Below are 15,105 nucleotides of genomic sequence, written 5' to 3' on the forward strand. Positions count from 1 at the left end.
GCATCAGTTCCCGGAGGTGTCGTAGCCGGGCACGCCGGCGGCCCGGGCGAGATCGAGGTCGAGCGCCTCGCGGCGAATGCGCTGGTCGACGTAGAGCAGGGCCATCACTCCCGCGGTGAAGGGGTAGGTGAGCGTGGAGATGATCACTTGGCCGATGCCGGTGATGACGAGGAAGGGCCAGCCGAAGTCGGACGAGCTGCTGTTGAGGAACTCGCTGAGTCCGTCGCTGTCCACTGTCACGGCGATGATGCCGAACGGAACCGCGATGATCAGGCTGACGATGACGACCAGCAGATAGGTGAGCGCCAGGATGCCGAAGGTGCGCCACCAGCTGCCCTTGACCAGCTTCGCGGACCGGCGCAGGGCGGTGAGTACGGGCTGCCTCTCGAGCATCAGCGCCGGTGCCGCGAGAGTGAAGCGGATCATCAGCCAGAGCACCACGCCGCATGCGGCGACGAGGCCGACGAAGGCGAGGGCGATCCCTCCGGCGCCGTCGCCCATGAGCAGGCCGGGAAGCAGGCCCACAGCCATGATCGCGGCGCTCATCAGGCTCAGCAGCAACGTCAGCCCGACAAGGGGCAGAAGCCGGGGGCGGGCCTCGGCCCAGGCTTCGGAGAGTGTCACTCCGCGGCCCAGCACGGAGCGGCTGATCACCACGGTGAGGACGGAGGTCGTGACGAGCGTGGCGATCATGGCGATCAGCGCGCCCGGGGCGCTGGTGAGGAGTTGCGACGCCGCAGAGTCGGTGGCCTGGCGCAGCGCCTCCGCCCCCACGGCATTCGGGTCGACCGAGGTGGGCTCGGGCAGCAGATAGCGCTGCACGAGGATGACCACGATCTCGGCGAACACGGAGACGGTGAGGCTGATGCCCAGCACGGTGCGCCAGTGGGCGCGCATCGTGGAGACGGCGCCGTCGAGGATTTCGCCGACGCTGAGCGGTCGCAGCGGGATGACTCCCGGCTTCGCCACCATGGGCGGACCGCCCCAGCCCTGGCCCGGAGGCGTGCCGCCCCAGTTCGGCGCGGGCGGGGGTGCGCCGGGGCCGCTGCCGGGAGCCGCAGGTGGGGTCCACTGACCCGGTGGCGGCTGGGCGGGGGACCACTGCCCGTCGGCGGGACCGGCTTCGTCGACGGGCGAGGACGGCTTGGGGATGCCCGCTTCCTGGTCGTCGGAGGGGGCGGATCCGGGCGAAGCCCAGCCCGGAGAGTCGTTCATCGTCGCTCCTTCACGGTCCCGTCCGCTCATCGGGGCGGCGGGTTGGCAGCCATCGTGCCACGCGTGGCTCCGGTGCGGGCCTGGCCCTCCGTCTCCTTCTCGCCTTCGTGTGCGGGCGGTTCAGCGGGCAGACTGGGCAGATGGCTGATCAGGACGCGCAAACGCCGGTGGGTATCGAGCCGCCGCCCCTTTCGGTGCTTCGCTGGGAGGAGCCTCCCGAAGGGCCTGCCGTGGTGCTCCTCGACCAGACGCGGCTGCCCTCGGAGGAGGTCGAGCTGGTGTGCGCCGACGTTCCGGCGCTCGTCGAGGCAATACGGACGCTGGCGGTGCGTGGTGCGCCGCTGCTGGGCATCGCAGGGGGGTACGGCGTCGCGCTCGCCGCTGCCCGGGGCGAGGACGTGGTGTCGGCGGCGGGACTGCTCGAGCGGGCGCGGCCCACCGCCGTGAACCTGGGGTACGGGGCGCGTCGGGTCGCGGCGGTGCACCGGTCGGCGCTTGAGGCCGGGGCCGGCATGCCTGCCGCTGCCGCGGCTGCCCTGGCCGAAGCGCGGGCGTTGCACCGGGAGGACGCCGAAGCCAGTGGGCGCATGGCGCAGTACGGTCTGGAGCTGCTGGCGGAACTCCTGCCGGGAGACGGTCAGCACCGGTTGCTGACCCACTGCAATACCGGGGCGCTGGTGTCCGGCGGCGCGGGGACGGCCTTCGCCGTGGCGCTGAGGGCGCACCGTGAGGGCAGGCTGCTCCGGCTCTGGGTTGACGAGACGAGGCCGCTTCTCCAGGGTGCGCGGCTGACGGCGTACGAGGCGGGAAGGAACGGGATGCCGTACAACGTGCTCACGGACAGTGCGGCGGGTTCGTTGTTCGCGGCGGGGGAGGTGGATGCCGTGCTCATCGGGGCGGACCGCATCGCGGCGGACGGCTCGGTGGCCAATAAGGTGGGGAGTTATCCGCTGGCGGTGCTGGCGAAGTACCACCACGTGCCGTTCGTCGTCGTGGCACCGACCACCACAGTGGATCTGGAGACCGCGGACGGCGCGTCGATCATCGTCGAGCAGCGGTCGGCCGCAGAGGTGACGGAGATCACATCCGCGCCGGGGCTCCCGACTGCGGGCGGGGGGGCCGTGCGGGCGCTCGCGCCCCTGGGGGCCAAGGCGTACAACCCCGCATTCGATGTCACGCCGCCCGAACTGGTCACGGCGATCGTCACGGAGGAGGGCGTAGTTTCCCCGGTAACGGGAGTCGGACTGGCAGAGCTGTGTGCCAGATCATCGCAGGTAACGATTAGCTAATGGGATGATGTCGTTTATGAAGGGACGCGTCCTTGTCGTCGACGACGACACCGCACTGGCCGAGATGCTCGGCATCGTGCTGCGGGGAGAAGGTTTCGAGCCGTCGTTCGTAGCGGACGGCGACAAGGCACTGGCCGCATTTCGTGAGGCCAAGCCGGACCTGGTGCTGCTTGACCTCATGCTGCCCGGACGGGACGGCATCGAGGTCTGCCGGCTGATCAGGGCCGAGTCGGGTGTGCCGATCGTCATGCTCACGGCCAAGAGCGACACGGTGGACGTGGTGGTGGGCCTGGAATCCGGGGCCGACGACTACATCGTCAAGCCGTTCAAACCGAAGGAGTTGGTTGCCCGGATCAGGGCACGTCTGCGGAGGTCCGAAGAGCCCGCGCCCGAGCAGCTGGCGATCGGGGACCTGGTCATCGACGTGGCGGGCCACTCGGTGAAGAGGGAGGGGCAGTCCATCGCCCTGACCCCGCTGGAGTTCGACCTGCTGGTCGCACTCGCCCGTAAGCCCTGGCAGGTCTTCACCCGTGAGGTGCTGCTCGAGCAGGTATGGGGCTACCGCCATGCCGCGGACACCCGTCTGGTGAACGTGCACGTGCAGCGGCTCCGCTCGAAGGTCGAGAAGGACCCGGAACGGCCGGAGATCGTCGTGACCGTCCGCGGTGTCGGCTACAAGGCCGGACCGAGCTGACATGACCCTGGGCAGCGCTGCTCCGCCACCCGGGGGCACCGGGGCACGCACGGAGCGGGCTGCCGGTCCCACGGGGGCCTCCTTTCGCTTCGGCAAGGTCCAGCGGGGTGTCCGGTTGCTCCGCGACCGGACACCCGGTGGTCCCGTGCCCCGGTTGCTCCTGCGGTGGATCAGCGGGCCCCTTCTTCCGGCGGTCCGGCTGTGGCGGCGCAACCTGCAGTTGCGGGTGGTCGCCGGCACCCTGCTGATGTCGGTCAGTGTGCTGCTGCTCCTGGGATTCGTCGTGATCGGGCAGGTCCGTAACGGCCTGCTCGACGCGAAGGGCAAGGCCGCGCAGACCCAGGCGGCCGGCGGTTTCGCCGCCGCCCAGGCGAACGCGAACGCCCCCCTGCTTCCGGGTGACCAGAGCGAGGAGGGCGCCGACGGCGCGACGGCCAACACCTCGTGGCGTACCGAGCTGGTCGATCAGCTCGCCAGCGGCGGGGCCAACGCCTTCAACGTCGTGGCGCTCAGCCCCGACTCGGCGGGGCAGGGCACCAGCCGCGCCCCGCGGGGTTCGGGCAGTGTGGAGGCGTCCAGCATCCCGCAGAGGCTGCGCGACGACGTGGGCCAGGGGGCGGGTGCCTTCCAGACGTACTCGCTGATCCGGTACTCCCACGGCAAGAGCCCGGAGCCCGGGCTGGTCGTGGGCAAGCGGTTGTACGACATCGACCACAACCCGTACGAGCTGTACTACCTCTTCCCGCTCACGCAGGAGGAGAAATCGCTGACCCTCGTGACGACGACGCTGGCCACGGCCGGTCTCTTCGTCGTCGTGCTGCTGGGGGCCATCGCGTGGTTCGTGGTGCGCCAGGTCGTCACGCCCGTGCGGATGGCGGCCGGCATCGCCGAGCGGCTCTCCGCGGGCCGGCTCCAGGAGCGTATGAAAGTCACCGGCGAGGACGACATCGCCCGCCTCGGTGAAGCCTTCAACAAGATGGCGCAGAGCCTTCAGCTGAAGATCCAGCAGCTGGAGGAGCTCTCCCGTATGCAGCGGCGTTTCGTCTCCGACGTCAGTCATGAGCTGCGCACTCCTCTGACGACGGTGCGCATGGCCGCCGATGTGATCCACGAGGCACGTGTCGACTTCGACCCCGTCACGGCCCGGTCCGCCGAACTGCTGGGGGACCAGCTCGACCGTTTCGAGTCGCTCCTCTCCGACCTGCTGGAGATCAGCAGGTTCGACGCGGGGGCGGCGGCGCTGGAGGCGGAACCGATAGACCTGCGGACGGTCGTCCGGCGCGTGATCGGCGGCGCCGCGCCGCTGGCCGAACGCAAGGGCAGCCGGATCCGTGTGATCGGCGACGAGCAGCCTGTGATCGCGGAAGCGGACGCCCGTCGTGTCGAGCGGGTCCTGCGCAACCTCGTCGTCAACGCCGTCGAGCACGGCGAGGGCCGCGATGTCGTCGTGCGCCTGGGTGCTGCCCAGGGCGCGGTGGCGGTGGCGGTGCGTGACTACGGCGTCGGGCTCAAGCCCGGCGAGGCGACCCGCGTCTTCAACCGTTTCTGGCGGGCGGATCCGGCGAGGGCCCGCACGACCGGCGGTACGGGTCTGGGACTGTCGATCGCCGTCGAGGACGCCCGGCTGCACGGCGGATGGCTGCAGGCGTGGGGCGAGCCGGGTGGTGGTTCACAGTTCCGGCTGACCCTGCCGCGTACGGCGGACGAGCCGCTGCGCGGGTCACCGATACCGCTGGAGCCGGAGGATTCCCGGCGCAACAGGGAAGAGCGTGAGCGTGCGGAGGCGGCGCCTGCCGCATCCGAGCACCGGCTCATGTCGGTACCGAGCCAGTCCGGCTCCGCGCGTTCTCCGATCACCGTGCCCGCGCACGGCACTGCGGGGTCGCGTACCCCGGCATCGGTCCACCCGGCGGCGCTGCCGGGCAACGGGGCGCGCGTGGTGTCGCGCCCGGCCGGCGGCGCCGCCGATCCAGAGGCGCAGGACCCTGAGCGGGAGGACACGACTCGTGGACAGTGAGCGTCGTCGGGGCGGCCGCGGCCGGGCGGTGCGGCTGTCCGTGCTGCTCGGCTGCGGTGTGGTGGTACTCGCGGGGTGCGGGGCGATGCCGGACACCGGTGACGTGAAACCGGTCGATGCCTCACAGCCGGGGGAATCGCAGGTGCAGGTGTACGCCGTCCCGCCGAGGGAGGGCGCCGCGCCGCTGGAGATCGTCGACGGGTTCCTCGAGTCGATGACGAGCGACGATCCGGATTTCCGGACGACCCGCACGTACCTGACGGCGGAGGCGGCCCGCACCTGGCAGCCGAGCGAGGGCACCACGGTGCTCGCGAAGGCGCCCAACCGCAACGGGCCCACGATCCACGACAAGGAACGCAGGGGGACCGAGACCATCTACACGCTGACCGGCGAGCAGGTGGCGGCGGTCGACGCGCAGAGCTCCTACCGGCCGCTGGCCCCGACGGAGTACTCCCAGATACTGCACCTGGTCCGGGAGAAGGGGGCGGACGGCAAGCACGAATGGCGCATCGACATGGTGCCGGACGGCTTGGTGCTCGGACAGTCCGACTTCAAGCGTCTCTACCGTTCCGTGAACAAGTACTACTTCGCCGCGGGCCGGGCGGGCGAGGAGCCGGCGCTGGTCGCCGACCCCGTCTACGTACGCAACCGTACGGATCCCGTCACCCGCATGGACACCACGACGCAGACGGTGCGGGCGCTGCTGGCAGGGCCCTCGAACTGGCTGCGGCCGGTGGTCGATTCGCGCTTCCCCGCCGGTACGTCGTTGAAGAAGGGGGTCACGTCGCTGGCTCCGGACGACCAGAACGTTCTGAAGGTGCCGCTGAACAAGAAGGCGGAGAAGGCGGGCCAGGGTGCCTGCCGGATGATGGCCGCCCAGGTGCTCTTCACCCTGCGCGACCTGACGTCCGCGCGCGTGGGGCAGGTGGAGCTGCAGGGCGGGCAAGGGCCACTGTGCTCGCTGGGGGCGGACGAGGCGGAGGAGTTCGCCGCGGACAAGGCGCCCGACACCCCTGACAGCCAGTACTTCGTCGACGGCAAGGGGCACGTGCAGCGCATCCCCGGCAGCAGCAGGGGAAGCGGTGATCCGGAGCCTGTCACCGGCCCGTTCGGCAGTGGCCCGGTGGCCATGGGCGCCGTCGGTGTGGCCAGGGACGAGCAGCAGGCGGCCGCGGTCTCGGCGAACGGGCAGCACCTCTACGTGTCCTCCCTCGTCTCGGAGAGCGAGCCGTCCGCCCCTGTGGTGACCAGCGGCGCGGCCAGGCCCGCCGACCGGCTCTCGGCGCCGAGCTGGGACGGCAACGGTGACCTGTGGGTCGCCGACCGCGATCCTGCCGGTCCCAGGCTGCTGCGCCTCGTGGACGGGGCCGGAGAACCGCAGGAGGTCGCGGTTCCTGGCCTGGACGGGGGGCGGATCGAGGCGCTGCGGATGTCGTCCGACGGGGTGCGCATCGCCCTTCGGGTCTCGCAGGACGGGCATACGACGCTGCGCATCGGCAGGGTCGAGCGCCACGGCTCGGGGAAGTCCGAGACGGTGTCCGTGGAGGACCTGCGGCAGGCCGCGCCCCAGCTGGCGGAGGTGACGGCGGTGTCCTGGTCGGGCCGCAGCCGGCTCGTCGTGGTCGGCAAGGAGGAGGGCGGTGTGCAGCAGGTGCGTTACGTGCAGGCCGACGGGTCCACCTCGTCGTCCGGTGTTCTGCCGGGCGTGAACCAGGTGACCGCTGTCGCGGCGGCGGACGACGAGCAGTTGCCGCTGATGGCTGACACCGAGAGCGACGGGATAGTGAAACTGTCGCCGGGTGACAACTGGCAGACGGTCCTCAAGGACGGTTCCTCGCTCGTCTACCCGGGCTGAGGGGGGTTCCGGGCCCGCCCGGAGGTGCGCGGTGGCCGGCCGAGCGCCGGGCCGGACCGTGAGGGACGACCTGTGCGCGAAGGCGGGACCCGCGGCCTGCGGTGTCCGTTCGGCCGGCGTCGCAGTCCCGTCGGCCGGTTGTCCACAGGGCGCTGTCCACAGGGGTGGCCCGCTGCCGGTTCACTCGGCACAGTGGAGGGGTGAGGGGCTGGTGGCGGGAGTTCGTGGGGCTTGTTCTGCCCGTGCCGTGTGCGGGGTGCGGCAGGCCGCGTTCCGATCTGTGTGACGAGTGCGCGCGGGCGCTGGGGGCCGAGCCGCGCCGGGTGAGGCCCGCGCCCGAGCCGGCCGGTCTCCCCGTGGTGCACGCCGCCGCGCCGTACGAGAACGCCGTACGCGCCGTGCTGCTGGCCCACAAGGAGCGAGGGGCGCTGGGCCTCACCGGAGCACTCGGCGGGGCGCTGGCGGCCGCCGTACGAGCCGGGGCGGGGCAAGCGGGCGGGGCGCGTCCCCTGCTCCTGGTCCCCGTTCCGTCCGCCCGGCGTGCCACGGCTGCGCGGGGGCACGATCCGGTGCGCAGGATCGCGGTCGCGGCAGGCGCCGAGCTGCGGCGCGGGGGCGCGCGGGCCCGGGTGCTCGCGGTGCTGGGACAGCGGCGGGCGGTAGCCGACCAGGCGGGGCTGGGGGCGCGCGAGCGGCAGGCGAATCTGTCGGGCGCCCTGGTGGTCGCGGACGGCGGTGCGGAACTCCTCGTGCGGGGCCGGGTGGTACTCGTCGACGACCTGTTGACGACGGGCGCCTCGCTGGCCGATGCCGCGCGCGCCGTCCGGGCCGCGGCGCGCGCCGGGGGCGTCGGGGCGGAGGGGCTCATGGCCGCGGTTGTCGCAGCTTCTCCGACTGCTTTCGAATTAAACCGGAACTGACAGTTAACTTGCATCGTTGCAGGTAGTAAGTGGGTAAAGGGCCCTGATCGGAGGTACGCGTGAGTAGCGGGTGCCGACACGGTGGTGGGCAGGCTATGTTCGGTTGTGAGGAACGGTGAATCCCGCGCCTCGACGAATGCACCACCAGGTTTCGGGCAGGTAACTCACCAGCAGGCCAGAAGCATGGAAGTCGGTGGGGTGGATACCTCATCGGTGGGGGAGGAGGAGGTGGAAGTCACCGAGTCCGCGGCTCCGGTGATCACTGGAGCCTGGTGCAAAAGGGAGATGCTCCGCCGCCGAAGCGGAGCGATCCGGGAACGGAGTTCTGCGTGGACATCGTCGTCAAGGGCCGCAAGACCGAGGTGCCTGAGCGGTTCCGCAAGCACGTGGCCGAGAAACTGAAGCTGGACAAGATCCAGAAGTTCGACGGCAAGGTGATCAGCCTCGACGTCGAGGTGTCCAAGGAGCCGAATCCCCGTCAGGCCGACCGAGCCGCACGGGTGGAGATCACGCTCCGCTCGCGTGGACCGGTCATCCGGGCGGAAGCGGCGGCAGGCGACCCGTACGCAGCGCTGGACCTGGCCACCGACAAGCTGGACACACAGCTGCGCAAGGAGCACGACAAGCGCTACAGCAGGCGCGGCAGCGGGCGGTTGTCCGCAGCCGAGGTCGCAGAGGTCGTGCCGGAAGCCGCCTCGTTCAACGGGGACGGGGAGCTGATTCCCGAGGAGCCGGCCGAGTCCGTCCCCACCAGGAGGGTCGGCTCGCTCGAGGTACAGGGCGAAGGACCGCTCGTCGTGCGCGAGAAGATGCACGTCGCAGCGCCCATGACGCTCGACCAGGCGCTCTACGAGATGGAGTTGGTCGGACACGACTTCTACCTCTTCGTCGACTCCGAGACCAAGGAGCCCAGTGTCGTCTACCGGAGGCACGCCTACGACTACGGCGTCATCCACCTGAGGACCGACCCGCTGGCCTCCGACGGGGCGGGCGGCGCGGGCGGTGCGCTCGGCGGCTGACGTCCACCGTCCACAGCTCATCCGCGGTGCCCCTGGAAGCGTTCGCGCGCTGCCGGGGGCACCGCGTGCGCACGCGGGGGCACCGCTTCGGCCGCCGGGCATGAAAGCATGGCGCCCCAGGCCAATCAGTGCTGTGTGCACTGTCGTTGGCGGACAGCCTGTGACCTCAGGCAGTGGCCTTCAGGGGGGAGAAACGATGGCGGACACCTTCGGGCCCGTGCGCGGGACGACCGGTGCCGACGGCGCTGCCGGTGCGGACTCCGGTGCGGACGACGGCAGTTCCCGCAAGGAGCCGATCAGGGTGCTCGTGGTGGACGACCACGCGCTGTTCCGCAGGGGGCTGGAGATCGTCCTCGCCCAGGAGGAGGACATCCAGGTCGTCGGAGAGGCGGGGGACGGTGCCGAAGCGGTGGACAAGGCGGCGGACCTGCTGCCCGACATCGTGCTGATGGATGTACGGATGCCCAGGCGCGGGGGCATCGAAGCGTGCACCTCCATCAAGGAGGTCGCACCCAGCGCCAAGATCATCATGCTGACGATCAGCGACGAGGAGGCCGACCTCTACGAAGCGATCAAGGCCGGCGCCACCGGCTATCTCCTCAAGGAGATCTCCACCGATGAGGTGGCCACGGCGATTCGGGCGGTGGCCGACGGCCAGTCCCAGATCAGTCCGTCGATGGCCTCCAAGCTGCTCACCGAGTTCAAATCGATGATCCAGCGCACCGACGAGCGCCGCCTCGTGCCGGCACCGCGTCTCACCGAGCGCGAGCTGGAGGTCCTCAAGCTCGTCGCCACGGGCATGAACAACCGCGACATCGCCAAGGAATTGTTCATTTCGGAGAACACGGTCAAGAACCACGTCCGCAATATCCTGGAGAAGCTGCAATTGCACTCCCGGATGGAAGCGGTGGTCTATGCCATGCGGGAGAAGATCCTCGAGATCCGGTGATGTCCCGGCAGGACAGCTCTCAGGCGAGAGCCCGGGCGATCGCTGCCATGAGAGGCCGGCGCAGCTCAGGTGCGTCCACCCGCTCGAGCCGGACGTCGGTGCAGCCGACCCAGGACGCCGCCTCGGCGAGGGCCTGGGCCATCGGCGCCACGGACTTCGCGCCGTCCAGCGACACCTGGCGTGCGACCAGTGTGGTCCCCTCCCTCGCCGGGTCGACCCGGCCCTGCAGCCTGCCGCCCGCCAGCAGCGGCATCGCGAAATAGCCGTGGATCCGCTTGGGCCGGGGGACGTACGCCTCCAGACGGTGGGTGAACCCGAAGATGCGCTCCGTGCGCGCCCGCTCCCAGATCAGGGAGTCGAACGGTGACAGGAGCGTCGTGCGGTGGCGTCCGCGTGGCTCCGAGGCCAGGGCCTCCGGGTGTGCCCACGCCGGCTTCGTCCAGCCCCGCACCGACACCGGGACCAGCCCGGAATCCGCCACGACCGCGTCGAACTGTTCGGCCTTGAGTCGGTGGTAGTCGGCGATGTCCGCCCGGGTGCCGACGCCCAGTGACTGTCCGGCGAGCGCCACGAGCCTGCGCAGGCACTCCCTGTCGTCCATGCCGTCGTGGAGCAGGGGGTCGGGGATCGCCCGCTCGGCCAGGTCGTAGATCCGCTTCCACCCGCGCCGCTCGGTGCACACGACCTCGCCGTACATCAGGGCGCGCTCGACGGCGACCTTGGACGCCGACCAGTCCCACCACTCGCCGCCGTTCTTCGCGCCGCCGAGCTCGGTGGCCGTCAGCGGGCCCTCGGCGCGCAACTGCTTGATCACCGTCTCGTAGACCCCGTCGGGCAGGTCGTGGTTCCACTGCGGCCGGGCCCGGTAGGCGCGGCGGCGGAAGGCGAAGTGCGGCCACTCCTCGACCGGCAGGACGCATGCGGCGTGCGACCAGTACTCGAACGAGTGGCCACCCGACCAGTAGGCCTCGTCGACGGTGCGCCGTCCGACGGCCCCCAGACGCGCGTAGGGGACGAGCTCGTGCGATCTGGCCAGGACCGAGATCGTGTCGAGCTGGACGGCCCCGAGGGCGCGCAGCACTCCCCGGACCCCGCCCCGGCGGTCCGGGGCGCCCAGGAGGCCCTGGGCGCGAAGGGCGATACGGCGGGCCTGGTCGGCGGAGAGTTCCAGAACGGGCTGCGGCACAGACGTCATGCGCACGACCCTAGAGCGCGCCGCTGACACCTGTGGCCGACCGGTGGGGGAGGGCGCCGGGCAGCCCGAGGTCGGCCGGGAGCAGGGCGCCCGTCCAGGTGTCGAGCCGTACGCCCTTGTTGACCAGGGCGGACCGCTGGTCGCCCTCCATCCGGAAACCGGCACGCAGGGCGACGGCCCGGGACGGGGTGTTACCGATCTCCGCCCGCCATTCCAGCCGGTCCGCAGACAGCTCGGTGAACGCCCAGCGGGCTGCCGCGAGCACGGCTTCGGTGGTGTAGCCGGCGCCGCGGTGCCCGGCCGTCGTCCAGAAGCCGACCTCGTAGGTGCCCGGCAGGGTGCGGCAGCCGAGGCCGAGCGCGCCGACGAGCGTGCCGCCGTCCCGCGGCAGGACCGCGAAGTTGTACATCGTGTCGTCCTGCCATCCGGCGGGCGACAGCTGCCGCGTGAAGAGGTCGGCGTCGGCGCGGGTGTACGGCGAGGGGACGACCGTCCAGCGCTGGATCTCCGGGTCCTGACAGGCGCTGTACACCGCTTCCGCGTCCCCGGGCTCGAAGGGCCGCAGAAGCAGGCGATCGGTGGTGAAGGCCGTGGGTTCCATGAAGGAATACTGCTGAGCCGGCCGCCGTGATGCGAGTACTTTTCGGGCTGCCCGGCACCTTCCGTCCCCTCCGTCCGTTGTCCTGGAAGGGTGCGGCGGGGCCAACGCGGCGGCAGCCCTCCCGGCGCGGCGGGGTCCTCGCTTACGATGGCCGTTGCGGTGGGGCCCACCTGCCGTGCCCGCGCCGAGTCCATTACACGACCCAGTGCCAGGCCCGACCGGCAAGGAGACCAGCCTCAGTGTCCGTCTTCAACAAGCTCATGCGTGCAGGCGAAGGCAAGATCCTGCGCAAACTGCACCGCATCGCGGACCAGGTCAGCTCCATCGAAGAGGACTTCGTCAACCTCTCCGACGCCGAGCTGCGGGCGCTCACCGACGAGTACAAGGAACGGTACGCGGACGGCGAGAGCCTGGACGACCTGCTTCCCGAAGCATTCGCGACCGTCCGTGAGGCCGCGAAGCGAGTCCTCGGACAGCGCCACTACGACGTCCAGATGATGGGCGGCGCCGCCCTGCACCTCGGCTACGTCGCCGAGATGAAGACCGGCGAGGGCAAGACCCTCGTCGGCACCCTGCCGGCGTATCTCAACGCGCTCTCCGGCAAGGGCGTACACCTGATCACGGTGAACGACTACCTGGCCGAGCGTGACTCCGAGATGATGGGCCGGGTGCACAAGTTCCTCGGTCTCGAGGTCGGCTGCATCATCGCGAACATGACACCGGCGCAGCGCCGTGAGCAGTACGCCTGTGACATCACGTACGGCACGAACAACGAGTTCGGTTTCGACTACCTCCGCGACAACATGGCGTGGTCCCAGGACGAGCTCGTCCAGCGCGGACACAACTTCGCCATCGTCGACGAAGTCGACTCGATCCTCGTCGACGAGGCTCGGACGCCGCTGATCATCTCCGGCCCCGCCGACCAGGCGACCAAGTGGTACGGCGACTTCGCCAAGCTGGTCACGCGCCTCACCCGCGGTGAGGCGGGCAACCCGCTGAAGGGCATCGAGGAGACCGGCGACTACGAGGTCGACGAGAAGAAGCGCACCGTGGCCATCCACGAGCCCGGTGTCGCGAAGGTCGAGGACTGGCTGGGGATCGACAACCTCTACGAGTCGGTGAACACCCCGCTCGTCGGGTACCTCAACAACGCGATCAAGGCCAAGGAACTCTTCAAGAAGGACAAGGACTACGTCGTCATCGACGGCGAAGTCATGATCGTCGACGAGCACACCGGCCGTATCCTCGCCGGCCGCCGTTACAACGAGGGCATGCACCAGGCCATCGAGGCGAAGGAAGGGGTGGACATCAAGGACGAGAACCAGACGCTCGCCACGATCACCCTGCAGAACTTCTTCCGCCTGTACGGCAAGCTCTCCGGCATGACCGGTACGGCCATGACCGAGGCCGCGGAGTTCCACCAGATCTACAAGCTCGGTGTCGTGCCCATCCCGACGAACCGGCCGATGGTCCGCGCCGACCAGTCCGACCTGATCTACCGCACGGAGGTCGCGAAGTTCGCCGCGGTGGTCGACGACATCGCGGAGAAGCACGAGAAGGGCCAGCCGATCCTGGTCGGCACGACCTCCGTGGAGAAGTCCGAGTACCTCTCGCAGCAGCTCTCCAAGCGCGGGGTGCAGCACGAGGTCCTCAACGCCAAGCAGCACGACCGTGAGGCGACGATCGTCGCCCAGGCCGGCCGCAAGGGCGCGGTCACGGTCGCCACGAACATGGCGGGCCGAGGCACGGACATCAAGCTCGGCGGAAACCCGGACGACCTCGCGGAGGCGGAGCTGCGTCAGCGCGGCCTGGACCCCGTGGAGCACGTCGAGGAGTGGGCGGCGGCCCTGCCCGCCGCGCTGGAGAAGGCCGAGCAGGCCGTCAAGGCGGAGTTCGAAGAGGTCAAGGAACTCGGCGGGCTGTACGTCCTGGGCACGGAGCGGCACGAGTCGCGCCGTATCGACAACCAGTTGCGCGGTCGTTCCGGCCGTCAGGGCGACCCGGGCGAGTCCCGTTTCTACCTCTCGCTGGGTGATGACCTGATGCGTCTGTTCAAGGCGCAGATGGTCGAGCGCGTCATGTCGATGGCGAACGTGCCCGACGACGTCCCGATCGAGAACAAGATGGTCACCCGGGCGATCGCCTCCGCGCAGTCGCAGGTCGAGCAGCAGAACTTCGAGACGCGCAAGAACGTCCTGAAGTACGACGAGGTGCTCAACCGGCAGCGCGAGGTCATCTACGGCGAGCGCCGCCGCGTCCTGGAGGGCGAGGACCTGCAGGACCAGATCCGCCACTTCATGGACGACACGATCGACGACTACATCCGCCAGGAGACGGCGGAGGGCTTCGCCGAGGAGTGGGACCTCGACCGCCTGTGGGGCGCTTTCAAGCAGCTCTATCCGGTGAAGGTCACCGTCGCCGAGCTCGAGGACGCCGCGGGCGACCTGGCGGGGGTCACGGCCGACTTCATCGCCGAGTCGGTGAAGGACGACATCCACGAGCAGTACGCGGAGCGCGAGAAGACCCTCGGCTCGGACATCATGCGTGAGCTCGAGCGGCGCGTGGTGCTGTCCGTGCTCGACCGCAAGTGGCGCGAGCACCTCTACGAGATGGACTACCTCCAGGAGGGCATCGGCCTCCGGGCCATGGCGCAGAAGGACCCGCTGGTCGAGTACCAGCGCGAGGGCTTCGACATGTTCAACGCCATGATGGAGGGCATCAAGGAGGAGTCCGTCGGCTACCTGTTCAACCTGGAGGTCCAGGTCGAGCAGCAGGTCGAGGAGGTTCCGGTGCAGGCGGGGGGCGGGCAGACCTCGCTCGACAAGCAGGACGCCCCGGTTCCGGCCCCGGCCGGCCGGCCCGAGATCCGCGCCAAGGGTCTGGACGCACCCCAGCGCCCCGACCGGCTGCACTTCTCCGCTCCCACGGTGGACGGAGAGGGTGGCGTCGTGGAGGGTGACTTCTCCAACGGCGACAGTGCGGCATCCGAGGGCGACGGGATGACGCGTGCGGAGCGCCGCAAGGCGCAGAAGAGCGGTGGCGGCGGCGGGCGCCGCCGCAAGAAGTAGCGCGAGCGCCTTTCGAGACGGCCTGGGCCGGACACCGCACGGTGTCCGGCCCAGGCCGTTTTCCCGGCTTTCCCGGCTTTCCGGGCCCAGGGAGACCACCAGTTGGCTGACCGTCCGGACAGGGAGCCCGCCGGTCCGCTCCCTTCTGGGCAGGGAACCCGCCGTGCCGCCGAGCGCCCGGCGGCACGAGGAGCCCTCCAGGGGGCCCTGGAGACGCCGCGAGCCCCGACGGCTGCTGTGGGGGCCCGGATGGTGCCGGGCGGGGCCTTCGCGGTCCTCAGGG

At 70.2% G+C, this 15,105-nt stretch carries 11 protein-coding genes; 8 read left to right on the forward strand and 3 right to left on the reverse strand.

Annotation, left to right across the window (positions count from 1 at the left end):
• Positions 1-3: 3 nt before the first annotated feature.
• Positions 4-1,215 (reverse strand): glycerophosphoryl diester phosphodiesterase membrane domain-containing protein, encoded by a 1,212-nt coding sequence (locus OG206_RS19940; protein ID WP_327117946.1) that lies wholly within the window; start codon positions 1,213-1,215, stop codon positions 4-6.
• Between the two features lie 140 nt (positions 1,216-1,355).
• On the opposite strand from OG206_RS19940, the gene mtnA reads away from it, so the two are divergent.
• The 7 genes from mtnA to OG206_RS19975 all read left to right on the forward strand — a co-directional run bounded on the left by mtnA (position 1,356) and on the right by OG206_RS19975 (position 9,958).
• Positions 1,356-2,504 carry an S-methyl-5-thioribose-1-phosphate isomerase gene (mtnA, locus tag OG206_RS19945; protein WP_327117948.1) on the forward strand — a complete coding sequence of 383 codons (1,149 nt, stop codon included), beginning with the start codon at positions 1,356-1,358 and terminating at the stop codon, positions 2,502-2,504.
• 4 nt (positions 2,505-2,508) lie between these two features.
• Positions 2,509-3,198 (forward strand): two-component system response regulator MtrA, encoded by a 690-nt coding sequence (mtrA, locus tag OG206_RS19950; protein ID WP_187281934.1) that lies wholly within the window; start codon positions 2,509-2,511, stop codon positions 3,196-3,198.
• Between the two features lies 1 nt (position 3,199).
• Positions 3,200-5,215 carry an MtrAB system histidine kinase MtrB gene (gene mtrB, locus OG206_RS19955; protein WP_327117950.1) on the forward strand — a complete coding sequence of 672 codons (2,016 nt, stop codon included), beginning with the start codon at positions 3,200-3,202 and terminating at the stop codon, positions 5,213-5,215.
• 28 nt (positions 5,216-5,243) lie between these two features.
• Complete coding sequence (locus OG206_RS19960; protein WP_327122340.1) at positions 5,244-7,070, forward strand: LpqB family beta-propeller domain-containing protein; 1,827 nt, start codon at positions 5,244-5,246, stop codon at positions 7,068-7,070.
• Between the two features lie 200 nt (positions 7,071-7,270).
• On the forward strand, positions 7,271-7,990 hold the full coding sequence (locus OG206_RS19965; protein ID WP_327117952.1) for a ComF family protein: 720 nt from the start codon (positions 7,271-7,273) through the stop codon (positions 7,988-7,990).
• Positions 7,991-8,319: 329 nt separating this feature from the next.
• Entirely contained in the window at positions 8,320-9,009 is a 690-nt protein-coding gene (gene hpf, locus OG206_RS19970) for a ribosome hibernation-promoting factor, HPF/YfiA family (protein WP_327117954.1), read from the forward strand.
• 196 nt (positions 9,010-9,205) lie between these two features.
• Positions 9,206-9,958, forward strand: coding sequence for a response regulator transcription factor (locus OG206_RS19975; RefSeq protein WP_327117956.1), 753 nt, complete (start codon positions 9,206-9,208; stop codon positions 9,956-9,958).
• Positions 9,959-9,977: 19 nt separating this feature from the next.
• Here the strand turns inward: OG206_RS19975 and OG206_RS19980 are convergent, their stop codons facing one another.
• Positions 9,978-11,153: a winged helix-turn-helix domain-containing protein gene (locus OG206_RS19980; RefSeq protein ID WP_327117958.1), complete on the reverse strand. Its 1,176-nt coding sequence runs from the start codon at positions 11,151-11,153 to the stop codon at positions 9,978-9,980.
• Positions 11,154-11,163: 10 nt separating this feature from the next.
• Complete coding sequence (locus OG206_RS19985) at positions 11,164-11,754, reverse strand: GNAT family N-acetyltransferase (protein ID WP_327117960.1); 591 nt, start codon at positions 11,752-11,754, stop codon at positions 11,164-11,166.
• A 239-nt stretch (positions 11,755-11,993) separates the two neighbouring features.
• On the opposite strand from OG206_RS19985, the gene secA reads away from it, so the two are divergent.
• A complete protein-coding gene (secA, locus tag OG206_RS19990; protein WP_327117962.1) occupies positions 11,994-14,822 on the forward strand; it encodes a preprotein translocase subunit SecA in 2,829 nt (942 codons plus the stop codon).
• Positions 14,823-15,105 lie beyond the last annotated feature (283 nt).

The sequence above is a fragment of the Streptomyces sp. NBC_01341 genome (genome assembly GCF_035946055.1).
Classification (GTDB): domain Bacteria; phylum Actinomycetota; class Actinomycetes; order Streptomycetales; family Streptomycetaceae; genus Streptomyces.

What these genes read in the sequence shown, in the direction of transcription:
- OG206_RS19980 (WP_327117958.1), bottom strand. Translation starts at nt 11,153, where the DNA reads ATGACGTCTGTGCCGCAGCCCGTTCTGGAACTCTCCGCCGACCAGGCC.
- mtnA (WP_327117948.1), top strand. Translation starts at nt 1,356, where the DNA reads ATGGCTGATCAGGACGCGCAAACGCCGGTGGGTATCGAGCCGCCGCCC.
- OG206_RS19985 (WP_327117960.1), bottom strand. Translation starts at nt 11,754, where the DNA reads ATGGAACCCACGGCCTTCACCACCGATCGCCTGCTTCTGCGGCCCTTC.
- OG206_RS19975 (WP_327117956.1), top strand. Translation starts at nt 9,206, where the DNA reads ATGGCGGACACCTTCGGGCCCGTGCGCGGGACGACCGGTGCCGACGGC.
- mtrA (WP_187281934.1), top strand. Translation starts at nt 2,509, where the DNA reads ATGATGTCGTTTATGAAGGGACGCGTCCTTGTCGTCGACGACGACACC.
- mtrB (WP_327117950.1), top strand. Translation starts at nt 3,200, where the DNA reads ATGACCCTGGGCAGCGCTGCTCCGCCACCCGGGGGCACCGGGGCACGC.
- OG206_RS19940 (WP_327117946.1), bottom strand. Translation starts at nt 1,215, where the DNA reads ATGAACGACTCTCCGGGCTGGGCTTCGCCCGGATCCGCCCCCTCCGAC.